This is a genomic window from Micromonospora sp. BL1 (assembly GCF_003667485.1).
GTDB lineage: Bacteria > Actinomycetota > Actinomycetes > Mycobacteriales > Micromonosporaceae > Micromonospora > Micromonospora tulbaghiae.
Map to the genome: position 1 here is coordinate 1 of NZ_RCVK01000139.1, position 24074 is coordinate 24074.

The 24074-nt window shown below is 72.4% G+C and carries 24 protein-coding genes and 2 tRNA genes; 10 read left to right on the forward strand and 16 right to left on the reverse strand.

Annotation, left to right across the window (positions count from 1 at the left end; translation table 11 throughout):
- Nucleotides 1–606: 606 nt before the first annotated feature.
- Nucleotides 607–828, forward strand: a complete 222-nt coding sequence (locus EAD96_RS03215) for a hypothetical protein (protein ID WP_091423357.1) — start codon at nucleotides 607–609, stop codon at nucleotides 826–828.
- Between the two features lie 6 nt (nucleotides 829–834).
- Here the strand turns inward: EAD96_RS03215 and EAD96_RS03220 are convergent, their stop codons facing one another.
- Both EAD96_RS03220 and EAD96_RS03225 read right to left on the reverse strand, forming a co-directional pair.
- Entirely contained in the window at nucleotides 835–1632 is a 798-nt protein-coding gene (locus EAD96_RS03220; RefSeq protein WP_120573610.1) for a carbon-nitrogen hydrolase family protein, read from the reverse strand.
- A 39-nt stretch (nucleotides 1633–1671) separates the two neighbouring features.
- Complete coding sequence (locus tag EAD96_RS03225) at nucleotides 1672–2505, reverse strand: EamA family transporter (protein WP_120574193.1); 834 nt, start codon at nucleotides 2503–2505, stop codon at nucleotides 1672–1674.
- A 41-nt stretch (nucleotides 2506–2546) separates the two neighbouring features.
- On the opposite strand from EAD96_RS03225, the gene EAD96_RS03230 reads away from it, so the two are divergent.
- The gene (locus EAD96_RS03230; protein WP_120574192.1) at nucleotides 2547–3170 is read left to right on the forward strand and encodes a helix-turn-helix domain-containing protein; all 624 of its coding nucleotides are present in this window, start codon (nucleotides 2547–2549) and stop codon (nucleotides 3168–3170) included.
- A 25-nt stretch (nucleotides 3171–3195) separates the two neighbouring features.
- Here the strand turns inward: EAD96_RS03230 and clpX are convergent, their stop codons facing one another.
- From clpX to EAD96_RS03255, 5 genes are all read right to left on the reverse strand, one after another.
- Nucleotides 3196–4488, reverse strand: a complete 1293-nt coding sequence (gene clpX, locus EAD96_RS03235) for an ATP-dependent Clp protease ATP-binding subunit ClpX (protein WP_091423211.1) — start codon at nucleotides 4486–4488, stop codon at nucleotides 3196–3198.
- A gap of 227 nt (nucleotides 4489–4715) precedes the next feature.
- The gene (locus EAD96_RS03240; RefSeq protein ID WP_013288034.1) at nucleotides 4716–5378 is read right to left on the reverse strand and encodes an ATP-dependent Clp protease proteolytic subunit; all 663 of its coding nucleotides are present in this window, start codon (nucleotides 5376–5378) and stop codon (nucleotides 4716–4718) included.
- A gap of 14 nt (nucleotides 5379–5392) precedes the next feature.
- Nucleotides 5393–6034 (reverse strand): ATP-dependent Clp protease proteolytic subunit, encoded by a 642-nt coding sequence (locus tag EAD96_RS03245; protein ID WP_013288035.1) that lies wholly within the window; start codon nucleotides 6032–6034, stop codon nucleotides 5393–5395.
- 175 nt (nucleotides 6035–6209) lie between these two features.
- Nucleotides 6210–7556 carry a trigger factor gene (gene tig, locus EAD96_RS03250; protein WP_120573609.1) on the reverse strand — a complete coding sequence of 449 codons (1347 nt, stop codon included), beginning with the start codon at nucleotides 7554–7556 and terminating at the stop codon, nucleotides 6210–6212.
- Nucleotides 7557–7705: 149 nt separating this feature from the next.
- Nucleotides 7706–7779 (reverse strand) — tRNA-Pro (locus EAD96_RS03255).
- 252 nt (nucleotides 7780–8031) lie between these two features.
- Here EAD96_RS03255 and EAD96_RS03260 point away from each other — a divergent pair.
- Nucleotides 8032–8105: transfer RNA gene (locus EAD96_RS03260), tRNA-Gly, on the forward strand.
- Between the two features lie 121 nt (nucleotides 8106–8226).
- Here the strand turns inward: EAD96_RS03260 and EAD96_RS03265 are convergent.
- Nucleotides 8227–8739 carry an O-acetyl-ADP-ribose deacetylase gene (locus EAD96_RS03265; RefSeq protein WP_121683213.1) on the reverse strand — a complete coding sequence of 171 codons (513 nt, stop codon included), beginning with the start codon at nucleotides 8737–8739 and terminating at the stop codon, nucleotides 8227–8229.
- A gap of 51 nt (nucleotides 8740–8790) precedes the next feature.
- Nucleotides 8791–9204, reverse strand: a complete 414-nt coding sequence (locus EAD96_RS03270; RefSeq protein WP_158614772.1) for a contact-dependent growth inhibition system immunity protein — start codon at nucleotides 9202–9204, stop codon at nucleotides 8791–8793.
- A 271-nt stretch (nucleotides 9205–9475) separates the two neighbouring features.
- Between EAD96_RS03270 and EAD96_RS31125 the strand changes: the two genes are divergently transcribed.
- Complete coding sequence (locus tag EAD96_RS31125) at nucleotides 9476–9931, forward strand: hypothetical protein (RefSeq protein WP_199733055.1); 456 nt, start codon at nucleotides 9476–9478, stop codon at nucleotides 9929–9931.
- Here the strand turns inward: EAD96_RS31125 and EAD96_RS31405 are convergent, their stop codons facing one another.
- The 4 genes from EAD96_RS31405 to EAD96_RS03295 form a co-directional block, all read right to left on the reverse strand.
- Nucleotides 9932–10327 (reverse strand): hypothetical protein, encoded by a 396-nt coding sequence (locus EAD96_RS31405; RefSeq protein ID WP_233585388.1) that lies wholly within the window; start codon nucleotides 10325–10327, stop codon nucleotides 9932–9934.
- A gap of 487 nt (nucleotides 10328–10814) precedes the next feature.
- A complete protein-coding gene (locus EAD96_RS03285; RefSeq protein WP_158614773.1) occupies nucleotides 10815–11054 on the reverse strand; it encodes a YrhB domain-containing protein in 240 nt (79 codons plus the stop codon).
- Between the two features lie 139 nt (nucleotides 11055–11193).
- Entirely contained in the window at nucleotides 11194–11619 is a 426-nt protein-coding gene (locus EAD96_RS03290) for a nucleoside deaminase (RefSeq protein WP_121683215.1), read from the reverse strand.
- Between the two features lie 15 nt (nucleotides 11620–11634).
- On the reverse strand, nucleotides 11635–12666 hold the full coding sequence (locus tag EAD96_RS03295) for a questin oxidase family protein (protein WP_233585391.1): 1032 nt from the start codon (nucleotides 12664–12666) through the stop codon (nucleotides 11635–11637).
- Nucleotides 12667–12747: 81 nt separating this feature from the next.
- On the opposite strand from EAD96_RS03295, the gene EAD96_RS03300 reads away from it, so the two are divergent.
- Nucleotides 12748–13263 (forward strand): hypothetical protein, encoded by a 516-nt coding sequence (locus tag EAD96_RS03300; RefSeq protein ID WP_121683224.1) that lies wholly within the window; start codon nucleotides 12748–12750, stop codon nucleotides 13261–13263.
- A gap of 11 nt (nucleotides 13264–13274) precedes the next feature.
- Here the strand turns inward: EAD96_RS03300 and EAD96_RS03305 are convergent, their stop codons facing one another.
- Nucleotides 13275–13922 carry an MOSC domain-containing protein gene (locus tag EAD96_RS03305; protein ID WP_121683216.1) on the reverse strand — a complete coding sequence of 216 codons (648 nt, stop codon included), beginning with the start codon at nucleotides 13920–13922 and terminating at the stop codon, nucleotides 13275–13277.
- Nucleotides 13923–14050: 128 nt separating this feature from the next.
- On the opposite strand from EAD96_RS03305, the gene EAD96_RS03310 reads away from it, so the two are divergent.
- Together EAD96_RS03310 and EAD96_RS03315 are read left to right on the forward strand one after the other, a co-directional pair.
- Nucleotides 14051–16810, forward strand: a complete 2760-nt coding sequence (locus EAD96_RS03310) for an Hsp70 family protein (protein WP_121683217.1) — start codon at nucleotides 14051–14053, stop codon at nucleotides 16808–16810.
- Nucleotides 16811–16887: 77 nt separating this feature from the next.
- Nucleotides 16888–19008 carry a M14 family zinc carboxypeptidase gene (locus EAD96_RS03315; RefSeq protein ID WP_121683218.1) on the forward strand — a complete coding sequence of 707 codons (2121 nt, stop codon included), beginning with the start codon at nucleotides 16888–16890 and terminating at the stop codon, nucleotides 19006–19008.
- 71 nt (nucleotides 19009–19079) lie between these two features.
- Here EAD96_RS03315 and EAD96_RS03320 read toward each other — a convergent pair whose 3' ends face one another.
- The gene (locus EAD96_RS03320; RefSeq protein ID WP_121683219.1) at nucleotides 19080–20960 is read right to left on the reverse strand and encodes a propionyl-CoA synthetase; all 1881 of its coding nucleotides are present in this window, start codon (nucleotides 20958–20960) and stop codon (nucleotides 19080–19082) included.
- Between the two features lie 155 nt (nucleotides 20961–21115).
- Here EAD96_RS03320 and EAD96_RS03325 point away from each other — a divergent pair, with 155 nt between their 5' ends.
- The gene (locus tag EAD96_RS03325; RefSeq protein ID WP_120573595.1) at nucleotides 21116–21367 is read left to right on the forward strand and encodes a hypothetical protein; all 252 of its coding nucleotides are present in this window, start codon (nucleotides 21116–21118) and stop codon (nucleotides 21365–21367) included.
- Nucleotides 21368–21567: 200 nt separating this feature from the next.
- A complete protein-coding gene (locus EAD96_RS03330; protein WP_121683220.1) occupies nucleotides 21568–22047 on the forward strand; it encodes a hypothetical protein in 480 nt (159 codons plus the stop codon).
- A 54-nt stretch (nucleotides 22048–22101) separates the two neighbouring features.
- On the opposite strand, the gene EAD96_RS03335 is transcribed toward EAD96_RS03330, so the two are convergent.
- Complete coding sequence (locus EAD96_RS03335; protein ID WP_121683221.1) at nucleotides 22102–22644, reverse strand: hypothetical protein; 543 nt, start codon at nucleotides 22642–22644, stop codon at nucleotides 22102–22104.
- Nucleotides 22645–22743: 99 nt separating this feature from the next.
- Here EAD96_RS03335 and EAD96_RS03340 point away from each other — a divergent pair, with 99 nt between their 5' ends.
- Complete coding sequence (locus EAD96_RS03340) at nucleotides 22744–23964, forward strand: GNAT family N-acetyltransferase (protein ID WP_233585393.1); 1221 nt, start codon at nucleotides 22744–22746, stop codon at nucleotides 23962–23964.
- The last annotated feature ends 110 nt before the right edge of the window (nucleotides 23965–24074 follow it).

A 24074-nucleotide genomic window follows, 5' to 3' on the forward strand; every position in this document is an offset into this window, starting at 1 on the left:
AAAGTGTTGCCAAAGGAATCCCAACCAGCCAGACAACAGCCTGACCAGTCCGGGGTATAAAACAATTGGCACTGGCTTTACAAGCACCCTGTTGAGTTCTCAAAGAACAACCACACACCAACCAGAAACCCCGCGCTAGCGGAACCCCCGTTTGGGGCAACCTCTCCAACCTACTCGGTCTTACTTCCGTCGTCAACCTCGTGTCCGAGGTGATCAACTTGGTTCGACCAGACCCACGCTGACGCTCACCGTTTCCGGTGGTCTTTGCTCTCGTGGGTTTCGGCGGACCGGCCGGCGTCGCTCTCGCAACCACCCGCCCGGCTCCCTGCCGGCTTTCGAACTCTACCCGGCCGGCTTCGCATTCGCAACTCCGTGTCCCGGAGTGTCGAGCACCGCCCGAATCTCAGTCTGGCTCGGCGTCACCGCCACCAGCCTGGCGCCCGCTCTCGGCCGGTTTGCCCGGCCTCCCGCGTGCAGAGAGAAAGTTACGCGGACCCGCCTCGGAAGGCAAATCAATGATCGTCATTGGGCGAGCGCGCGACCGTCCGCAGGAGGGCCATTGCCGAAGGGGGACGCCGGGAGCGGCGCCGTGCCAGAGTGGTCGGCATGGATGATCCGTCCCCGGTCCCGGCCGTCGCCGAGGACGCTCTGCTCGGCCTCCTGCTGCCGTTCTGGCAGTTGGTGATCGGGGCCGTCGTGCTCGCCGTACTGCTGCTGTCGGTCAGACGCCTGGCCCGGCGCGGCCCCTCCCGGATGACGACCGCGCTGCTGATCACCGCGGCGGCGATCGCCGGGATCGCCGCACTGGGTCTGCTGTTCGGAAGCTGACCGCGGTCAGAGCCGGCGGTTGGCGAGGCTGGGCAGCTCGCTGCGGATCGTCCGCAGCCGCTCCAGGTCGATCTCGGTGACGGCCAATCCCGGACCGTCGCCGACCTGACTCAGCACCGTCCCCCACGGGTCGACCACCATGCTGCGTCCGAAGCAGGTCCGGCCCGGGTCGTGGTCACCGGTCTGGCCCGCCGCCGCCACGAAGCACTGGTTCTCGATCGCCCGGGCCCGCAGCAGCACCTCCCAGTGGTCCCGCCCGGTGTGCATCATGAACGCCGCCGGCACGACGAGCAGTTCGGCGCCGCCGTCGGTCGCGAGCTGCCGGTACAACTCCGGGAACCTCAGGTCGTAACAGATGGACAGGCCCACCCGGAGTCCATCCACGTCGACCACAACGGGCTTCTCGCCGGGCGCGACGGTTGCCGACTCCAGGTAGGAGACCCGACCGGGGATCTCCACGTCGTACAGATGGATCTTCCGGTACGCGGCGGCGAGCGTGCCCTCGCGGTCGAAGACCAGCGAGGTGTTCCAGGTGTGCGCCGGGTCCGGACCGGCCTCGTGGAACGAGCCGGCGATCACCCACATGCCCAGCCGGCGGGCGGTCTCCGCGAAGAAGCGCCCCACCGTGCCGTCGACCGGCTCGGCGGGCGGCATCCGGTCGGCGTGACCGAGGTAGTCGACGTACTCCGGAAGCAGGGCGAGATCCGCGCCGGCCGCCGCGGCCCTGACCAGCAGGGCCTCGGCGGCGGCAAGGTTCGCCGCCCGGTCGTCGCGGGCGTTGAGCTGGCAGACGGCAACGCGCATGACCCGAGGGTACGGGCGGAAGCGGGCGCGCGACAGGGCTCAGACGCTGGACAGGACGAGCGCTGCCGCGGCGAAGCCGAGCCCCGCGACCTGTGCCGGCCGGAGTCGTTCCCGGTCGACGGCGAGCGCGAGCAGGACGGTGCTCGCCGGGTAGAGCGAGGCGATGGCGGCCACCACGCTCAGGTGCCCCCGGCCCGCCGCGGCGAGGAAGAGCGCGTTCGCGGCGGAGTCGAGCAGACCGGCCGCCGCGGCCCAGCCGAGGACCCGCCGTCCCAGGCGCAGTCGTGCGCCGGTGCGGACGGCGAGCGCGAGGCCGAACGCGATCGAGCTGACGCGTACCGCCAGGACCGGCCACATGCCGGCGGCCTCGTCGGCCTGGCCGAGCAGCGCGAAGAAGATGCCGAAGAGCAGTCCGGCGGCCAGCGCCATGCCGAGCACGCGGCCGGAGACGCGGCGCGCCGCGCCGCGCTCCCCAAGGCTGACCAGCCCGATGGCGACCACGGCGAGCCCGGCGCCGCCGAGCGCGACGGCGCCCGGGGAGTGGGCGAGGACCAGGCCGGCGACGATCGGCACGATCGCCGCGGTGATCGCGGTGACCGGGGCGACGACGGCCATCACGCCGGTGGCGAGCGCGCGGTAGAGCAGCATGACGCCACCCGCGCCCGCCACGCCGGCGAGCAGTCCCCATCCCAGGTCGAGCGGGCTCGGCGAGCCGGGCACCACGAGGACGAGGACGAGCAGCAGCGGAACGCTGAGGATCTGCGACACCACTGTCACGGCGATCGGGTCGGCGCGCCGGGACGCCTTGCCGCCGGCGAAGTCGGCGGTGCCGAAGGCGAGCGCGGACACGGCGGCGAGGACAATGGGGAGCACCCCGCAGTCGTACCACAATAGTGACCGTGAAGGACAGTGTGATGACCGACGCAAGCGGACGGGTCGGCGCGGTGACCTCCGCTGTCGCCCGTCAGGTACGTGAGCTACGCGCCGCCCGTGGCTGGTCGTTCGAGGAACTGGCCGGCCGGTCCGGGGTCAGCAAGGGCATGCTGGTGCAGATCGAGGGCGCCCGGACCAACCCCAGCATCGGCACGCTCTGCCGGGTCGCCGACGCGTTCGGCGTCAGCATCGCCCGGCTGCTGGAGCCCGCCGAGGAGAGCACCGTACGGGTCAGCGCGGCGGACGAGGCACCGGTGCTGTGGCGCGGCCCCCACGGCGGCCTCGCGCGTCTGCTCAGTGGACTCGGCGAACCCGACCTGGTCGAGCTGTGGGACTGGCGGATGGAACCCGGGGAGGCGCTGCAGTCCTCCGACCACGCCCACGGCACCCGGGAGATCCTGCACGTGCTCGACGGCGCCGCCACTGTCACAGTCGACGGCGTCGACCACGAGGTACGCGCCGGCGAGACTGTCGAGTTCCACGCCGACCGGGAACACGGCTACCGCACGGCCGGTGACGAACCGGTGCGCCTGATGATGGTGGTGGTCACCCCGTCGGGCGAATGGGACCGGCGGACCCGTTCACGCGGACCGCGCCCGAGCTGACCCGGGCGCGGTCGCGAACGGCGGGTCAGGCCGACTTCTCCTCGCGGTCCCGCCGGCGCCGGCCGGTGAACTCGCGGGGCACGATCGTCGGGTTGACGTTCTCCAGGACGACCTCGCGGGTGATCAGCACCCGGGCGGCGTCGGGGTTGCTCGGCACCTCGTACATCACGGAGAGGAGCACCTCTTCCATGATCGCCCGCAGGCCGCGGGCACCGGTGCCGCGGAGCATGGCCTGGTCGGCGATGGCCTCCAGCGCGGGCGGCTCGAACTCCAGCTCGACGCCGTCCAGCTCGAACAGGCGCTGGTACTGCCGGACCAGCGCGTTGCGCGGCTCGGTCAGGATCCGCACCAGGGCGCTGCGGTCGAGGCTGCGCACGTTGGTGATCACCGGAAGCCGGCCGATGAACTCGGGGATGAGCCCGAACTTCAGCATGTCCTCCGGCATGACCTGGCTGAAGATGTCGTCGGTCGACCGCTCGGACACCGACCGGAGCCGGGCGCCGAAGCCGGTGCCGCCGGAGCCGGTGCGCGCCTCGATGATCTGGTCGAGCCCGGCGAACGCGCCACCGCAGATGAACAGCACGTTCGTGGTGTCGATCTGGATGAACTCCTGGTGCGGGTGCTTACGCCCGCCCTGCGGCGGCACGTTGGCGACAGTGCCTTCGAGCATCTTCAGCAGCGCCTGCTGCACACCCTCGCCGGAGACGTCGCGGGTGATCGACGGGTTCTCCGACTTACGGGCGATCTTGTCGACCTCGTCGATGTAGATGATGCCGGTCTCGGCGCGCTTGATGTCGTAGTCGGCGGCCTGGATGAGCTTCAGCAGGATGTTCTCGACGTCCTCACCGACGTAGCCCGCCTCGGTGAGCGCGGTGGCGTCGGCGATCGCGAACGGGACGTTGAGCATCCGGGCGAGCGTCTGCGCCAGGTGCGTCTTGCCGCAGCCGGTCGGGCCGAGCAGCAGGATGTTGGACTTGGCCAGCTCGACGCCGTCGGTGCCGGAGCCCGGCGCGCCGGCCGCCTCGGCCTGGATCCGCTTGTAGTGGTTGTAGACCGCGACGGCGAGCGCCTTCTTGGCCTGCTCCTGACCGACGACGTAGTTGTCGAGGAACTGGCAGATCTCCATCGGCTTGGGAAGCTCTTCCCACTTCACCTCGCCGGACTCGGCCAACTCCTCTTCGATGATCTCGTTACAGAGATCGATGCACTCGTCGCAGATGTAGACACCAGGGCCCGCGATGAGCTTCTTGACCTGCTTCTGCGACTTGCCACAGAAGGAGCACTTGAGTAGGTCGCCGCCGTCACCGATCCGTGCCACCTACGTTCTCCCTGCACTCGTCGGCCGGAACGCCGGCCCTGACCTGCGGGCGCCGGAGCGCCCGTTCGTCCTGTCGTCCCACCATGCTGTCGGCTCCACCTGATCCGACCGGCGGAGCGGTACAGACCCGACGTTACCCGGTGGCCGGGTTTTCTCCGACCCCCAAAACGGGTGTGTCAGAGGTCGACCGGGAACGATACCCCGACCGACCTCCGACCACACGTTGCTCAGCCCGCGGCGTGCGACGCCAGCAGACCCTTCTTGCGGCTGGTCAGGATCGTGTCGACCAGCCCGTACTCCTTGGACTCCTCGGCCGTCATGATCTTGTCACGGTCGATGTCCTTGCGAACCTGCTCGATCGGGCGGTTGCAGTGCCGGGACAGCATGTCCTCCAGCTGCGTCCGCATCCGCAGGATCTCCCGCGCCTGGATCTCGATGTCCGAGCCCTGACCGTAGCCACCCTCGGTGGCCGGCTGGTGGATGATGATCCGGGAGTTGGGCAGCGCCATCCGCTTGCCCGGGGTGCCCGCGGAGAGCAGCACCGCCGCCGCGCTCGCCGCCTGCCCGAGGCAGACGGTCTGGATGTCCGGGCGGACGTACTGCATGGTGTCGTAGATCGCCGTCATGGCGGTGAAGGAGCCACCGGGCGAGTTGATGTACATGATGATGTCGCGGTCCGGGTCGGTGCCCTCCAGCGTCAGCAGTTGGGCCATCACGTCGTTGGCCGACGCGTCGTCCACCTGCACGCCGAGGAAGATGATCCGGTCCTCGAAGAGCTTGTTGTACGGGTTGGACTCCTTCATCCCGTACGACGTGCGCTCGACGAACGACGGCAGGACGTAGCGGTTGTGCACAGCCGCGAACTGGGGCGGCAGGCTCAGGTCGGTCATCGTCAGCTCCTCGGTCAGCTCAGGGTCCCGGCGCCATCCGGAACCTGCGCGGCCCCGATGATCACCTTGTCGATGAAGCCGTAGTCCATGGCCTCCTGGGCGGTGAACCAGCGGTCACGGTCCGAGTCCGCCTCGATCTGCGCCTGGGACTGGCCGGTGTGGAACGCGACCCGCTCCTGGAACATCCGCTTGGTGTAGAGCATCTGCTCGGCCTGGATCGCGATGTCCGACGCGGTGCCGCCGAGGCCGCCCGACGGCTGGTGCATCATGATCCGCGCGTGCGGCAGGGCGTAGCGCTTGCCCTTGGTGCCCGCGCAGAGCAGCAGCTGGCCCATCGAGGCGGCCATGCCCATCGCCACGGTCGAGACGTCGTTGTCGATGTACTGCATGGTGTCGTAGATCGCCATGCCGGAGTAGACCGAGCCACCCGGCGAGTTGATCCAGAGGAAGATGTCGCGGTCCGGGTCCTCCGCGGCGAGCAGCAGGAGCTGCGCGCAGATGCGGTTGGCCACCTGGTCGTTCACCTCGCTGCCCAGGAAGATGATCCGTTCCTTGAGCAACCGGTTGTAGACCGAGTCGTCGAGGTTGCCAATGGAGTCGCCACCGCGGGCCTCGTTCACCCGGAGCGACTTCTTGGGGATGTGCATGTCGGTCATGGCAGCCCTTCGCTCTCCGTACCGTCCTACCCGACACTAACCGCTCAGCCGGGAGGCGTACTCCCGGTCGGGGCACTGTTCGCTCTCAGCGCAGTCACCCGCACGGCGTACCCCGGAAAGGGTTTCGGCCGCCTCCCGGCGCGCAGCGCGGGACGGCGGCCGACACCCCCGATGATCAGTGCTGGTGGTCGTGCTCGGCCTCGTTCTGGGCCCGCAGCGCGTCGAGGGAGACCTCGTTGCCCGCCGAGTCCTTGATCTTGATCTTCTCCATCACCGCGGCGAGCGCCTTGCCCCGGCGGACGTCGCCGAAGACGGCCGCGGCGGCGCCGGAGCGGACCAGCTGGTCGTAGTACTGCTGCGGGGCCATGCCGGCGCGCTGCGCCCGGTGCACGATCTCGTGACCGAACTCGTCGTCGGAGACCTGCACGTCCTCGGCGTCGGCCAGGGTGTCCAGCAGGAGCTGGATCTTGACGCCGTCGGTCGCCGCCTCGGTCAGCTCCGTGTCGATCTGCTCCTCGGTCTTCTCCTCCGCCGCGAGGTATTCCTCCAGGGAGGCGCCGATGCGCTCGAGCTGGTCGACCATCGCGGCCTTGCGGCTCTCGACCTCCTCCTTGACGACGCCCTCGGGCGCCGGCACCTCGGCGGCGGCCACCATCTGCTCCAGGGCCTTGTCACGGGCGGCGTAGATCTGCTCGACCTGCTTGCCCCGGGTGACCCGCTCCCGCAGGTCGCCGCGCAGCTCGTCGATGGTGTCGAACTCGCTGGCCATCTGCGCGAAGTCGTCGTTGAGCTCGGGGAGCTCCTTCTCCTTGACCGTGCGGACGGTCACCGCCACGTCTGCATCACGGCCGGCGAAGTCGCCGCCGACGAGCTGCGTGGTGAAGGTGGTGCTGTCGCCGGCGGCCAGGCCGACCAGCGCCTCGTCCAGACCCGGCAGAAGCTGCTTGCTGCCCACCTCGTGCGAGATGTTGCTCGCCGAACCGCCCGGGACCTCCTCGCCGTCGACCGTGGCGTTCAGGTCGATCTGCACGAAGTCGCCCTCCTGGGCGGCCCGCTCGACGGTCTTCAGCGTGGCGAACCGCTCGCGCAGGCTGTTGATCTGCTCGTCGATCTCGCTGTCGGCGATCTCGATCTCGTCGACGGTCACCTCGATGGTGGCCGGGTCCGGCAGGGTGATCTCCGGCCGGACGTCCACCTCGGCGGTGAAGTTGAGCGAGTCGCCATCGTTGAACTCGGTGATGTCGACCTCGGGACGGCCGAGCGTCTTCAGGTCGTGCTCCCGGACCGCGGCGAGGATGTTCTGCGGGATGGCCTCCTGGATCGCCTCGTTGAGGACGGTCCCCCGGCCCACCCGCTGGTCGATCACCGCGCTGGGAACCTTGCCCCGGCGGAAGCCGGGAACCTGGACCTGCTGGCCGATCTCCCGGTACGCCTTCTTGAGGCTCGGCTCGAGCTCGACGAACGGCACCTCGATGGCGAGCCGCACGCGCGTCGGGCTCAGAGTCTCGACGGTGCTCTTCACAGGCGTACTCCTTGACGGATCTGGGTGTTCAGTCTGGGGCGTGATTGCGCGCATCGAGTGTAGGCGAGCCGGCCGACGGCATCGGCAGGGCCCGGGTACCGCGCGGAAAAAACCGGCGGTTCCCGGGACGATCCGGTCGCGAACGACAGTCGGGGTGGCGGGATTTGAACCCACGGCCCCTCGCTCCCAAAGCGAGTGCGCTACCAAGCTGCGCCACACCCCGGTGGCGACGAAGAGTGTATGCCGTCCGGCCGCCCGCGCGGGTGACCGGGTGCCGCCGGGGTGGCGTCGGGGTGGCGCCGGGGTGGCGTCGGGCGCCACCTCGGGGAAGTGGCTGGGTCCGGGGCGTAGGAAGGCGCCACCTCGCCGAAGTTGTGTGGATCTTGACGGTCGGCGGCGTGCGCGGGGTACGCGCTGCACGGCGGCGGGGGTGATTCGGTACGCTGTCGGCGCGCCCTGCTGTGGTGGGGCGCTCGCGGGCGTAGCTCAATGGCAGAGCTTCAGTCTTCCAAACTGACGGTGCGGGTTCGATTCCCGTCGCCCGCTCCAACAGCCTCCGGCCCCGGTCAGGGGCTGCATCCCCGATCCTGGGCCGGTCGGCGGCTCCCCCGCTCGGGCCATCCGTGGCCGTCAGCTGCTCTGGCCGCCGGCGAGAACCCGCCTCACGAACTCAACGGCCGGAACCCTGGAGCGCCGAAACCAGCAGCTCGTACGTGGCCTGGTCGAAGGCGACCAGGCGGACGTGCTCGACGTTCGTCGGTGTCGCTCTGATGGTCGAGATTGCGATCTTCGCTGCCTGGTCCCCCGGAAACCCGTAGACACCAGTAGCGATGGCGGGGAAGGCGACCCGGCGAGCGGCGATCTCATCGGCAACCTCGAGGCTGCGCCGGTAGCACGACGCCAGGACGTCGGCCTCACCGTAGCCGCCGCCTTCCCACACCGGGCCGACGGTGTGAATGACATGGCGTACCGGTGGGTCCAGATCGAACGCCGGCGTGGCGACCGCATCGCCCGGATCGCACGGTGCCAGCGCGGCACCCGCCTGGGCCAGCCGCGGTCCGGCTGCACGATGAATCGCCCCGTCCACACCGCCGCCACCCAGCAGCGACTCATTCGCCGCGGTAACGACGGCATCGACGTCCTCTCGGGTGATGTCACCGAGGACAACTTCGATCACAGGCACGGATCGATGATGCCACCAGAGCACCTCGCCGGCAGATGACCTCCGCCGCTCTCATCGACCGAGGAACCGCAAGACGGCGTCGCGCAGGTGCCGGTCCGGCTCGCGAGGTTCAGGGTCCGGGTCGGAGAACGGGCGACCGGCGACAAGTTCGGCCAGGACAGAGCGCAGCCGCTCCCGTTCGGCTCGCAGGCCCGACCACGCCGGCTCGGGGAGCCGCAGCACGTTGGCGAGCAGGTCACCCGGGTAGTAGTCGCCCTCCGCCAACGGATCGCGAAGCAGGACCTGCAACGCGAGAGGCAGCAGAGCAGGAACGCCGATTTCCTGCCCGAGCATGATGCGCAGGTCTTCGACAGTGAACTCAGCCAGCGGCTTGCGTCGTAGCTCCACGCAGCGCCTCATGAGAGACGTGGCCTCCGGGCCGGGGTCCGGCCAGACGTCCCGTTCAAGCTGCTCGATCGACGTCACGGCGGTCAGGCTAGCCCGCACCCTGGAGTCGCGTTCTAGTTCCCGGGCCGCTTCCGGGCTTCGGCGCAACGCAGCCGTCCGGAGAATGGGCGAGCAACCGAAGGCTCATCGGCACCCGCTGGCGGAGAGCCAGGCCGAGCACGAACCCTGCGGCCACGAACGAGATGGGAGTGGCTGACTCATGACAAGCCCCTGGCATGTCCTGACCGAGGCAGAGCGAGAGCAGTGGACGTACACGCCGTCGGTCAGCGTGGGACCTCTGCGGTTCGGCATGAGCCACGACGAGGCCGTCGAGGCGCTACCCGGGTTCGCTGCATCGGTCTCCGTCGCACAACACGACTTTGACCAGCCGAAGAAGGCGGAGTTCCGCAACGCGTGCGTCCCTGCCCATGCCACCGCCGTCACGGCCTATTACGGCAAGACAGAGGGTCTGTTCTGCGTGGTCGTCGATGCGCGGCACGGCCCACAGGTGACGCTGGACGGAATCAGGCTGGTCGGACGTGTGCCGTCCCGGCTGGAGGAGCAGTTCCTGAGCTACGTGCTGGCGCGCGGCATCGCGTCGCAGTACGCCCCGGAAGGCGATCCGGCCTCCGACGAACTGGGGATCGTCGTGCGCGTCCAGCGGGCGGGCGACGTAGTGCTGTCCCGGCCGGTGTTCGCGGTCGTCCGCGAGCGTGCGAACACCCTGTGGGACTGCGTGCCGTACGACGAGTCGGGCATCCACTGATCAGCCCGCATGACCAGTAGCGACCGGATCGGTGACGGGCACGGCCGGATCCCGTCGCCTCGTGAGGACGATCACGCCGATCAGAAGGAGCACGAGCCAGAGCGGCACCAGCACGGGAGCGAGCCCGCGCCAGACGGGCCACACCGGCTCGGCGAGCCGATTCGCGGCCAGATCCATCCAGGTGAGGGCGGCCCCCGGGAACAGGGCGACGGTCACCAGGGTGCCGACCAGCAGGGGTACGGGCCGACGACCCCGTGCCACCACCCGGAACAGCACCGCACCGGCGACGGCGCCGAGCAGGGTGCCGGTGATCGTGGCGGCGCGGAACCCTCCGGGGGCGGACTGCGTGATGCTCAGCCTCGACCCGTGCGCCGGATGGGTGAGCGTGACCGTCATCCCGTCTCGCTCGGCCCGCCAGCCGTCGCACGAGGCGCCCCGGCACGCGACGGATTTCCCGCCATCCGCGCCTCTCGGCGGCCCGCCGCATCAGCTCGGACAGCGCGCAGTCGGCGCCGTCGCCGTACTGGAACTCGATCCGGCTCCCGCCGACGTCGTCGGCGGCCAGCCAGACGCCGTACCGGTAGCCCTGCACTGTCGTCGCGCCGCTCGGCTCGACACCGGGAAGCAGTTCGCCGGGCGCGCTCCGAGTTGCCTCGGCGCTCAGCGGCTCGGTGCCCCGGCCGCCGTACCAGGACCCGAGGGCCAGGCCGGCCGTACCGAACAGCAGCGCGCCGAGCAGCGCCATCGCGACGTACCCCGGCCGACGCCCCACCGGCCCACCCCCTGTCGCCGTGCGGCACAGCGTAGGCGTCGCGCACCGTCCGCGGTGCCCCGCGTGACGACGGTGCCGGCACCCCGGTGCGTGGGCAGGCGATCTCCGCGTTCAGGCAGAGAAGCGGGCTTCGCCCGTTCGCTTGTCCACCGCGACCGGAGAGTTGCCGGCCATCGCCTCGCGCCAGTCGCCGGTTTCGACGTACGCCTTCCCGTCGTAGGGGAACACGTACACGTCGTCGAGTTCCTTCACGGCGTCGTCCACGATGACGACCGAATGGGAGAAGCGGTATCGGATCTCGGTGTCCAGGAACTCTTCGGCGATCTGCCGCGCCGATTCCGGTGCGATCACGATTCCACCATCTCCACATCTCGGCCCAGCCGCTTCCTCGCAGCAGGGGCGGCCACCATACGGCCATGTAGCGACGCCGGAGGCCACAGCGCCGCTCGACCCGGTGCTCCGCCGTGGCGCGTCCACCGTCGCCCCGGTGCTAGTAGTGGTCCTCGACCGGCCGGCGTGCCTCGTCGAACAGCGCCGGCCCGTCGTACCGCACCGGACGCGGCGCCGAAGTCGCCGGCTTGACCTGCTCGAACTGTTCGGTGGACAACGCGTACACGACCCGGCCGAGGCCGGACGCGTTGATCGCCACGGTGCACATCGGGCAGGGCTGACAGCTGGTGTACATGGTGGTGGCGACCGCCGCCTCGGGGGCGAGCTGCCGGGCGGCCCAGCGGGCCAGTTTCAGCTCCGGATGGGCGGTGACGTCCCGGTCGGAGACCACCGTGTTGTGGTCCTCGATCAGGACGGTGCCGTCCGCGCCGACGAGCAGCGACGCGAACGGCCGCTCGCCGGACGCGCCGGCCCGGTCGGCGAGTTCCACGGCGCGGCGCAGGAACGCTTCGTCGTCGGGTGTCATCGGCCCTCCACGTGTTCAGTCGGCGGCGATCTGCTCGACGGATCGGGCGGCGACGGCGAGCAGGGCCGGGTCGGCCCTGCGGGCGTACGCATCGCTCAGGGTGTCGACGAATTTGATCGCGTGCGCGTCCCCGGTGTCCAGCGCCCGCGCCACGGCCTCGTCGAGTTCCGGCCCGGCGGCCGGCGGGAGGGAACGGGCCTCGGCCGGGGCGTAGGCCGCGGTGACGGCGGCGGTCGCCGCCCAGGCGGCGGCCAGGCTCGGGGGCCACAGCGCCGGCGGCAGGGCCGGCAGGGTACGCAGGACGGCGTTCGGCGCGGTGGCGGCGTGCACGAGCATCACGGGACTGGCGTACCCGTGCGTGCCGTGCCGGACCACCGCGGCGTCGACGACAGCGGCGAGCCGGGTGGGCACGTCGTCGGCGGCGTCGCCGGGCACGGCCGCCGCGGCGGCCGGCCACCGGTCCAGGTCTGCCAGCTGCGCCAGGCGGGACCGGATGCCGAACCGCTGATCGGGTACGCGCGGCACGGCGTCGAGCGCGGACCGGGCGTCGGTTCCGGGGTACGGCCCGGCGCCGGGCGGGGCGAGCGGCTGCCAGCGGGCGGCCCAGTAGGCGAGCCCCTGGCCGAGTTCGGCCACGCGCGGTGCGTTCTCGGCGTCGAGCAGCGCGCGCACGGCGTGGCCGACGCGGATGACGCCGTGGGTGGCGCCGGCGGCGATGCCCGGCAGCAGTCGTGGCCACCACCGGGCCAGCACGTCGCGCCACGGGTCGCCGGCCAGCTCGCGGTCGAAGAGGTCGAGCCAGTCGCCGGTACGCACCGGGTCGCCGAGCGGGTCGCGCCACTCGTCGGCGGCGATGCGCCGGATGCCGCGCGGGCGTTCCTCCAGCCGGTCGGCGTACGCGTCGATCCAGCGGTGCACAGCTCGTTCATGCCCGTGGCGCACCAGGGCCTCCGCCGCCATCGGCACGTGGTTGGACAGCCACCCGTCGCGCTCGGGACCGGTGTGGCGTACGCGCTCGTACGCCTCGTCGAGTACGGAGTTCAGCACGTCCGCAAGCGTCCGACCTGAAGTCCGGTTGACGTCAAGCGGGCGCGGAACCGACTGGTGTCCGGCGGCGTCGAAGCGGCCATGAGACTTCGTGCCCTGCTCGTCGTCGCCCTGGCCGCGCTCGGCCTGGTCGTGGTCATGTCGCCCGCCGAACCCGCGTGGGCCTGCTCGTGCGCCCTGTCCACGACCGAGCGGGACGAGCGGGCGGACAGCATCGTCGTCGGCACCGTCTCGGAGGTGACCGACCGCGGGGTCCGGATCACCGTCGACTCGGTCGAGAAGGGCGGCGCCGGGGTCGGGGACACGCTCGGCCTGAAGGTGTCGCGCAGCGAGGAGAGTTGCGGCTACGGCTTCCGCGTCGGCGCCCGGTACCGGGTGAACTCGTCAGCCGGGGAAACCGGGCTGTGCGCCGGGATCCGCGAGATCTCGGCCCCGGCCCTCGCCGCCACCCCGTCCGCCGCCTCGGTGGAGCGGACGCAGGTCGCGGGACGGCACGTCCCCGGCCTCTGGTGGATCGTCGGCGGCGCGACAGTGGCGGTACTCGCCGCCGGGCTGGTGGTGGCGGCCAGGCGGCGGGCCGGAGGCGGACACCCCTGACCGTCCGCCGGTCAGGACAGGCGGCGGCGGAGCTGCGCCATGTCCTCCGCGGGCAGCGCGTCGGCGACCAGCAGCCGGGGCAGCAGCTCCGGCTCCAGCATCGTGGCCCGGAACACCAGCGCCACAGTCACGTCGTGGTCGGGCCGGTGCACGATCTCGACCGGGTCCCCGGCGCCGACGCTGCCCGGCGTGACCACCCGCAGGTACGCCCCGGGCCGTACCTCCTGGGTGAACCGCTTGATCCAGCCGCGTTCGCCCAGCCACCCCTGGAACGTGCCGCAGGGGATGCGCGGGCAGGAGACCTCCAGCACCAGGTCCGGCCCGATCCGCCACCGCTCGCCGATCCGCGCGCCGTTGACGTCCAGCCCGGTGGTGGTCAGGTTCTCCCCGAAGCTGCCGTCGGCGAGCGGGCGGCCCAGCTCGGCCTCCCAGTGGTCGAGGTCCTCCCGCGCGTACGCGTAGACCGCCTGGTCGGTGCCGCCGTGGTGGGCGACGTCGTAGACCCGGTCACCGGCGAGCCCGACGTCGCCGGTGCCCTTGGGGCCGGGCGCGGTGACGGCGACGCGACCGTCCACGGGCCGCTTGTCGATGCCGGTGGCCCCGATCCCCTTCCACGGGTTCGGTTGCGGTCGGCCCACGTTCACGGAGATCACCTTCATGACGGTGACGGTATGCGGCCGAGCGTCGTACCGGCCAGTCCATTCCCGGGCCGGGTGGGCGGCGCGGCGGCGCGGCCTGCGTACGATGCGGGCCGGACATCCTCGTCGGGTGGTGGAGGTAGCCGCGGATGGCAGGCCAGCAGGACGGTTTCGCCCTCGGCGTGGACCTCGGCACCTCGAACACCGTGGCGGTGCTGCGCTGGCCGGACGGGCGGACCCGGCCGGTGCTCGTCGACGGCCACCCGATCCTGCCGTCCGGCGTCCACGCCGACGCGGACGGTCACCTGCACGTCGGGCGGGACGCGCAGCGCCTGGCCCAGGCCGACCCGGCCGGCTACGAGCCGAACCCGAAGCGCCGGGTCGACGAGGAGACGGTGGAGCTGGGCGGGCGGGCGTACCGGCCGGCGGAGCTGCTGGCCGCGACGCTGCGCGCGGTCGCGGACGCGGCGGTGGCGGCGGTCGGGATGCTGCCCCCGGCGGTGGTCACCCACCCGGCGGCCTGGACGCCGGCCCGCCGTCAGGTGCTGCACGACGCGCTGGAACTCGCCGGCTGGCCGGCCGCGGCCGAGCACACGCTGGCCGGGCCGATCGCGCCCGGCACCCGCCTGCTGCGCGAGCCGGTGGCCGCCGCGCGCTACTTCACGCAGGTGCTGCGCCGGCCGGTGCCGGTGGGCGGCTCGGTGGCGGTGTTCGACTTCGGCGGCGGCACGCTCGACGTGGCGGTGCTGCGCAACGAGGGCGCCGACCCGTGGGGCGACTCCGGTTTCCAGCTGGTCGCCACCGGCGGGATCCCCGACCTCGGCGGTCTCGACCTGGACGCGGCCCTGCTCGGACGGCTCGGCGAGCTGGTCGGCCCGGTCCACCCGCGCGAGTGGGCCCGGCTGACCGCTCCGGCGAGCACCGCCGAGCGGCGGGACCGCCAGCAACTCTGGGACAACGTGCGCGGCGCCAAGGAGATGCTGTCCCGGGCCATGGTGGCGCCGGTCGCCGTACCGGGGGTGGAGGCGGCGGTCCCGCTGTCCCGGGAGGACTTCGAACGCCTGGCCGCGCCGCTGCTGGCCCGGGCGGTGACGGAGACCCGGGAGGTGACCGCCGCCGCCGGGCTGCGCCCCGAGCAACTGTCCGGCCTGTTCCTGGTCGGCGTGGGCGCCGGTTCGGCTGCGGACGCCACCGCGGCCACGGTCCCCGCCGGTGCGACGAGGCCGAACCCGACCGCGCCGTTCGGCGGAGCGGACGCGGCGCCCGCCGGTCCGCACGGCACGCTGGTCGCCGACGGGCCCGTCGGCCCGACGTCCCCCACGAGGTACGACGGCACGCCGCTCGCCGGGAGCCCGGTCCCGCACCCGAGGTACGACGGCACTCCGGGCGCCCCCGGTTTCGTGCCGGGGGCAGCGCCCGCCGCGCACCACGCCGGACCCGGCGTACCCGGGATGCCGCCGCCCCCGCCCGGTGGAGGATGGCCGCCGGCGGGGCCCGGTCCAGGCGTACCCGGGGCGCCCTTCTCCCCCGCCCCGGGCGGTGTCCGGCCCGGCGGCGGCCGGCCACGGCGCGGCCGGTTGATCGCGCTCGGCGCGGGTCTCGTGGTCGTCGCCGTGGCGGCGGCGGCGGTGCTGCTCTGGGTCTTCCGGGACCGGCACCCGGCGCTTGACTTCCACACGGCCGAGCTGGTGAGGACGGTGTCCGCCGGTGACACGCGGCCGGACCAGATGTTCACCGCGACGCTCGGGGAACGCGCCTACCTGGTCCGTTCGCTGCCCGACGACCACCTGCACGTGACGGCCGTCGAGGCGGCCACCGGGAAGACGGTCTGGGAGAAGCGGACCGACGCGGCCGCGCAGCGGTGGGCGGGGATCCGGGCGCTGCCCGACGGGCTGCTCGTCCTCGGCGACGCCACCGGCAGCGGCACCCCGCGCGTGCTCGCGGTGCTCGACGGCGACTCCGGCAAGCAGCGCTGGCAGACCGACGTCGGCCGCGACGACACCCTGTACCTCGGGCCCGACACGATCGTCCGGCTGGACCGCACCGGCGAACGCCTGGTCGGGCTGCGGCTGGACGACGGCCGCCAGCGGTGGGAGCGGCGCAACCCGCGCACCGAGTACGGCGACGCGCGCACGAAGGTCGTCCCGGTACGCACGGGCGCGGCACTGGACGGCCCCGCCGACGCCGAGGGCGCGCCGCTCGCGCCGTGGGCGGGGAAGGCGGACCGGCTCGTGCAGGTCGGCGCGGACCGCTCGGTCCGGGTCCTGGACATGCGCAGCGGGAAGGTCCTCAAGGAGCGGGGCAACATGGCCGGCCTCGACGATCCGATGGCCGCCCGCGACGACCGGCTGTACGTGGCGGAGAACGATCGTGGCCTGCGGCTGCTCGCGTACGACCTGGGCGGTCTCGGCACGCCCAGCGTGCTGTACGAGGCGCCGGAGCAGGGCGGCCGGGTGAAGGATCTCGTCACCTGCGGGGAACGTCGCGTGTGCCTGCTGGAGACTCCCGGCAGCGGCGCCGACGACACCCGGGTGGTGGCGGCGACCGAGGGTGAGGGCACCCGGCAGTGGCCGGCGCCGCGCGCCGAGTCGCTGGTGCCGGTCGGTGAGCACGTGCTGGCCGGGCGGGACTCACCGGACGCGGTGACGCTGTTCGCGCCGGACGGCGCGGTGGTGATGCGCGACCGGGACGGGGTGGCGGTCCGGCTGGACGCCGGAAATCTGCTGATCTTCTCCGAGACGCCGAGCGCGTACGAGGACGACCGGGTCCTCGCCGGGACGGCGGTGGACGGCAAGCCGGTCGAGATGGGGCAGTTGAAGCAGATCCGCAGCGAGTCCTGTTCGTGGAACACGGAGATGCTGGTGTGCGGCGCGGACAAGGAGTTCCGGTTGTACCGGTTCGCCGGCTGACCGGAAGTGAGCTTGACAGCGATCGATGCCTCGGTTGGTGTGAACGGCAGAGAGATCGACGTCCGTCAGGAGGCCCCGTGTTCGTCCGACGACGGTGGACCGCACTCGCCACCACCAGCATCCTGATCGCCGCGGCGCTGGCCCATCCCGGGCCGGGCGCCGCCGCACCGCCCTCCCCCGCGATCACGCTCGCCCCCACCGAGACCGCTCTGGTCCGCATGCAGCTCGCCGACCGGGCGCAGCTCGACCGCCTGGTCGCGGGCGGCGCCGACCTGGCCAACCGTCCCCGCTCCCGCGACGGCGAGTGGATCGCCGACCTGGTCCTCACCGGACGGCAGCTCACCGACCTCACCCGGCAGGGGGCCACCGCCGTGCAGGTGGTGCAGCGCGCCGACGACGGTGCCCGGCACCTGGCCGAGAGCCGCCGCGCCGCGCAGGACCGCACCCGCGCCGGGCTGCGTACGAGCGGCGCCGCCGCCGTCGACACGCTCCAGTTCCTCCAGGCGTACTGGTGGACCACCGGCGGCCGGACGTTCCTCCAGGCCCAGGTCGCCACCACCGCCACCGACGACCCGGACGTCGAGATCACTGTCACCTGGCGGACGGCCGACGGCGCCACCGGCTCGTTCCCGCTGTACCGCTTCGAGGACTCGGGCGAGTACCAGTACCACTACGCGCTGCCGCAGCCGGTGCCGAGCCGCCCGGTGCAGCTCACCGCCACCTCCACGCTGGGCGGCACGAGCCGGCCGGTGACGCCGTCGCTCTGGCCGAACGCGACCCCGCCGCCGCAGCCGGCCGGCTACCAGAAGGACTTCATCGACGCGTACCTGACGCCCGTGGACATCAAGGCGCGCATCGCCCGGCTCGGCCGCCAGTACCGCGACCTGGTCGACGTCATCGACCTGCCGAACAAGACCCAGGGCTACCGCCGCAACGCCGCCGCCTACCTGGGCGACCCGGCGGCCGCCGCCGTCGTGGTCGAGTCGGTCCGCTTCGGCGACCAGGGCATGAACGGCGTACAGGTGCGCACCGTCGACCCGGGCCGGCCGAACCGGCCGCTGAGCATGCGTTACCGGGACCGGGTGCTCACCATCTCGCTGGCCACCGACGGCGCGGGCAAGGTCACGAGCACCACCGACGACGTCGCCGCCCTGATCAACGCCCCGCGGGGCGCCCGCTTCCGGGCCACGGTGGAGGACGGCTCGGCCGGCCTGCCGATGCCGGTGACCGGTCCGGTCCGCCTCGACGACGGCTTGCAGGGCACCGAGGTGCCGGCCCGGCCGTGGACGGTGCAGGCGCTGCGGATCGGCAAGCACCGCGACGGCTCCCGGATCGGCGTGCTGGCGTACTCGCAGGAGCACGCCCGCGAGTGGGCGACCCCGCTCGTGACGCTGGAGTTCGCCGAGCGGCTGCTGGCGAACGCGCGTACCGACGCGGCGACCCGCAAGCTGCTGGAGCAGGTGGACGTGTTCGTCGTCCCGACCGTCAACCCGGACGGCGCGAACTACTCGTTCCACGACTACAACTTCCAGCGCAAGAACCTGGTCAACCACTGCACCGGCGCCTCCCGTGACCCGAAGAACCGCACCATGTGGGGCGTCGACGTCAACCGCAACTACACGGTCGGATCGCTGTTCGACGGGTACGTGGGCGCGAGCGCGAACTGCCTGTCCGGCAACTACGCGGGCACGGCGGAGCTGTCCGAGCCGGAGAGCCGCAACGTGATCGACCTGGCCAAGGCCCACCCGAACATCAAGTTCGCGATGAACGTGCACTCGTACGGCGGCTACTTCATGTGGCCGCCCGGGGCGTACAGGGCCGACGGGCGGGTGACGCTGCCGCGCCCGTCGATCGACGAGTCGACGCTGTTCCTGGGCAGCGCGCGGCGCATCGTCGGCGCCATCGCGGCCGAGCGCGGCACCGTCACCTGGCCGTCGCAGACCGGCCCGGTCGCCGACGTGCTCTACTCGGCGGCCGGCAACTCGGCCGACCAGCTCTACTACGAGCTGGGCATCTTCGCCTGGGACTTCGAGGTGGGCAACGACAGGTGGAACGAGGCCACCGGTCAGTGGGAGGGCGTCGGCTTCCAGCCGCCGTTCGACGAGGCGCACGCCGAGGCGCAGGAGTACGCCGGCGGCCTGGTGGAACTGGTCCGGGTCGCCCGCGACTACGCCGCCGCCAACCCGGTCCGGCGCTGACCGCAGGCGGTCCCCGGCCGGTGGAGTCCGGCCGGGGACCGTCCGTCCGGCGCCGGGTCGGCCCGGTCGCGTCAGCTCGTGGCGCCGAGATCGCGGAAGACGGCGAGCGCGCCCGGGTCGTCGATGGTCGCCGGCACCGGCTCGTCGCGCCCTTCCACCAGGCCCCGCATGGTGCGCCGCAGGATCTTCCCGGAGCGGGTCTTCGGCAGCGCCGGCACCACAGTGACCCGGCGGAACGCGGCCACCGGGCCGATCCGCTGCCGGACCAGCGCGACCAGCTCCGCGGCGAGCGCGTCCGGGTCCACGTCGGCGCCGGCCTTGAGCACCACGTACCCGCTGGGCACCTGCCCCTTGAGCGCGTCGGCCACGCCGATCACCGCGCACTCGGCCACGGCCGGGTGCGTCGCCAGGACCTCCTCCATCGCGCCGGTGGACAGGCGGTGCCCGGCCACGTTGATGACGTCGTCGGTGCGGCCCATCACGTACAGGTAGCCGTCCTCGTCGAACCGGCCGCCGTCACCGGTCAGGTAGTGGCCGGGGAACGTCGACAGGTAGGAGCGGACGAACCGCTCGTCGTCACCCCAGAGCGTGGGCAGGCAGCCGGGCGGCAGCGGCAGCCGGATCACGATCGAGCCGTCCGTGCCGGGCGGCACGTCCCGGCCCGCGCCGTCGACCACGCGCACGTCGTAGCCGGGCACCGGCACCGACGGCGACCCGGGCTTGATCGGCAGCGGCTCCAGGCCGCGCGGGTTGGCCGCCACCGGCCAGCCGGTCTCCGTCTGCCACCAGTTGTCCACCACGGGTACGCCGAGCCGCGCCCCCGCCCAGGCCCAGGTGTCCGGGTCCAGCCGCTCACCGGCGAGGAAGAGGGTACGCAGCGCGCCCAGGTCGTACCGGTCGATGTGGCTGCCGTCCGGGTCCTGGCGGCGGATCGCCCGGATCGCGGTGGGCGCGGTGAACAACGCGGCCACCCGGTGCTCGGCGGCGACCCGCCAGAACGCCCCGGCGTCGGGGGTGCCGACCGGCTTGCCCTCGTAGAGCACAGTCGTCGCGCCGGTGAGCAGCGGCGCGTACACGATGTAGGAGTGGCCGACCACCCAACCCACGTCGGAGGCGGCCCAGAAGACCTCGCCCGGCTCGATGCCGTAGACGTTGCGCATCGACCAGCGCAGCGCCACCGCGTGCCCGCCGTTGTCCCGCACCACGCCCTTGGGCCGGCCGGTGGTGCCGGAGGTGTAGAGGACGTAGAGCGGGTCGGTGGCGGCCACCGGCTCGCACGGCGCCGGTTCCGCGTCCGCCATCACCTCGGCCCAGGTCAGGTCGCGGCCCGGCACCAGCGGGGCCGGCTCCTGCGGGCGCTGCACCACCACGCAGCGCTCCGGCGCGTGCGCGGCCTCGTCGAGTGCGGCGGTCAGGATCGGGTGGTACGGCACCACCCGGTCGGCCTCGATGCCGCAGGAGGTGGCCACCACCACCTTCGGCCGCGCGTCGTCGATCCGGACGGCCAGCTCGTGCGCGGCAAACCCGCCGAACACCACGGAGTGCACCGCGCCGATCCGGGCGCACGCCAGCATGGCGACCACCGCCTCTGGGACCATCGCCAGGTAGAGCAGCACCCGGTCGCCCCGGCCGACGCCGAGCCGGCGCAGCGCACCGGCGAACCGGGCGGTCTCGGCGAGCAGTTCGGCGTAGGTGAGGGTACGGACCGTGCCGGTCACCGGGCTGTCGTGGATCAGCGCGGGCTGGTCGCCGCGCCCGGCGGCGACGTGCCGGTCCAGCGCGTTGTGGCAGGTGTTCAGCACCCCGTCGGGGAACCAGCGGTACAGCGGCGCCGCCGAGTCGTCGAGGATGCGTTCCGGCGGGATGACCCAGTCGATGTCGGCCGCCGCGTCCCGCCAGAAGCCGGCCGGGTCGGCGATGCTCCGCTCGTACGCTGATCGATACGCGCCCATGCCGTCATGCTGCTCCGCGACGCCGGGCCGGCACGACGGCCGGGCGGGGCCGGTGCGCCGGAAGCACGCCCCGGCTCGCTGAACGGCCGCTCACGGCGGTGGGCGGTCGCCGACCCGGCCGTTTCCGCCGGCCCGGACGGGGGTAGGGCGGGCACATGGAGACGAACACGAAGGCGTACCTGGTGGGCGGTCCCCGCGACGGCAGCAGCCAGGACACGGACGGCAAGGCCCTGGTGGAGATCGAGATCGACGGGATGATCCACCGCTACATCCGGACCACCAAGCAGCACGGCGACGAGGGCGTGGTCTACAACTACGACGGCATGGTGGCCCCCGGTGGCGGCGAGCCGGGCGTCGAGGACCCGGCGGCCCGGGTCGCGTCGCCGAAGGCCGACGAGCAGGGCTGAGCGCTCAGCCCAACGGGCGACGGATGAAGCCCGTGCGGCGGGGTAAGGCAGCACGGTCCTGGTGGAGCGACGACCGGTGTCGCGGCGTACCGCGGCCGGGCACGGGCGGGCGGCACGCATGCCGCCCGCCCGTGCGTCCCGCGGACCACCCCGGCAAACCGGGTTTGATCAATGACGGGCATCGACTAGCGTGCCCAGACGTGAAAACGAACCGGATCATCCCGATCCTCCTGACCTGTGCCGTGCTGGGCCTCGCCGCGTGCGCCGACGAGAAGCCCTCGACCACGGCCGGGCCGACGGCCACGTCGGCCTCCGCGGCCCCCTCCACGGCGGCCCCCTCGCCGTCGGCGGCCGCCGTGAACGACAAGGACCTCTGCACCGCCGCAGAGAAGATCAACAAGGACATGCGGACGAAGCTCATGGCCGTCGTGCAGGGAGGCGGCGACCTGACGAAGCAGACCGGCGCGATCCTGATCGAACTCGGCAACCGGGTGACCGAGCTGGCCGGGACCGCCGGCGACGGCAAGGCGGCCACCGCCCTGAAGGAGTTCGGCGCGGAGGCCGGCAAGGCCGGCTCGGCCGCCGACCCGGGCACCGCCGCCGACAACCCCGCCATGGAGAAGGCCAGCAAGGACATCAACGCCGCCTGCAAGACGGCCGGCGCGCCGACCACCTTCTGACGCCGACGCCCCGGGTCGTCCGTCCGGCGCGTACCGGACGGACGACCGGTGGGCTCAGTTGCCGGTCACCCAGTTCCAGGCGGAGACCACCCACTCGGTCTGCTGGAGATAGGCCACACCGACGCCGACCAGGAACAACGCGGTCACCAGGTGGGCGCCCTTGGCGCTGCGGCGCACCCGGCCGAACTGCCGCTCCAGGATCAGCCGGCCGAGCAGCCGGGCCAGCGCGAACAGGCCGACCGCGGTGAGCAGGCTGAGCACGAACGTCAGCAGCGGGGCGACCAGGTTGCCCCGGCCGGAGATCGCCCAGATGCCCCAGCACACGAACGCGAACAGCGCGCCGGCGGCGCTCAGCTCGCCGCCCTTGCGCGCCTGGGCCAGGTGCCAGCTCATCGGCCGGCGCGGCGCCGGCTCCGCCGCCCAGTCGCCGTGCTGCTCGACCGTGGGGAACTGCTCGGTGCGCGGCGTACGCGACGGGCGCGGCTGACCGACCGCCGCCACCCCGCGCTGGAACGCGTCCCGCTGCGGGGGCACCACCCCCGGCTGGGGCGGCACCTCCACGGTGCGCTCGGCCCACGGCTGTGTCTGGTCCGCCATCTTCCGTCCTCCCCCTCGACCGATACCGGCCTCCGTTCCGAGGGTAGCCAGCCCGCAAATAGGGTGCCGACCCCCGTCACCGTGCGATACACACGTGCCGTGACTGACGTGCTGGTATCCCGAGCCGAGGACTTCGACGACATCGCGGCGCTGCTGGCGCTGGCCTTCCACGGCGATCTCGACCCCGAGGTGCAGGCGCTGGAACGCCCGATCTTCGAGCCGGACCGGTCGCTGCTGGTCCGCGACGGCGGGACGGCGGTGGCGCACGCCGCCGCGTTCAGCCGCGAGCTCGCGGTGCCGGGCGCGGAGGTGCCCGCCGCGCACGTGACGATGGTCGCTGTCGCGCCGACGCACCGGCGGCGGGGCCTGCTCACCACGCTGATGCGCCGCCAGCTGCGGGACGTCCGCGACGCCGGCCGGGAGCCGATCGCGGTGCTCTGGGCCAGCGAGGGACGCATCTACCCCCGCTTCGGCTACGGGTCGGCGGCCCCGCGCTACGTCCTGTCCGTGGACACCACCGGCCTGCGGCTGCCCGCCCCGGCACCCGCCGAGGGCAGGCTGCGTCTGGACCGTCCGGACGCGCACCGGGACGAGCTGGCCCGGCTGTACGAGCGGGTCCGCGCCGAACGTCCCGGCTGGTCCCGCCGCGACGAGCGCTGGTGGTCGTACGTGCTGGCGGACCTCAAGGCGCACCGGGGCGGCGCCACCGAGCGCCGGGTGCTGCTGCACGAGGGCGCCGACGGCCTCGACGGGTACGCGCTCTACCGGACGAAGGACAACTCGTCGGCCACCGGGCCGCAGGCCGAGGTGCAGGTCGGCGAGGTGGTGGCGGCGACGCCGGAGGCGTACACGGCGCTTTGGCGGTTGCTGCTCTCGGTCGACCTGACCCGCCGGCTGTCGTTCCCGATCGCGGCCCTGGACGAGCCGCTGTTGCGGCTGGTGGACGAGCCCCGCCAGCTCTCCCCGCAGCTCGCCGACGCGCTCTGGGTACGGGTGGTGGACGTGCCGGCCGCGCTCGCCGCCCGGCGCTACGCCACCGACGTGGACGTGGTGATCGAGGTCACCGACGAGCTGTTGAAGGAGAACACCGGCCGCTGGCGGCTGGTCGGCGGGCGCGACGGGGCGGAGTGCACGCCCACCACGGCCCCGGCCGGCCTGGCGTGTGACGTACGCGCGCTCGGCGAGCTGTACCTCGGGGGCGCGAACCCGTACGCGCTGGCCGCCGCCGGCCACGTCCAGGAGCTGATCCCGCACACGCTGACCGCGCTGACGCCGGCCTTCACCTGGCACCGCGCCCCCTCCCCCATGGAGGTCTTCTGACCGTCCCAGCCACTTTTTCCCCGTCGATCATGAAGTTGGCGGCGCGAACCGTCCGGTTCGTCCCGGCCAACTTCATGATCGCGAGGACGAGCTGTCTCTTAGACACATCT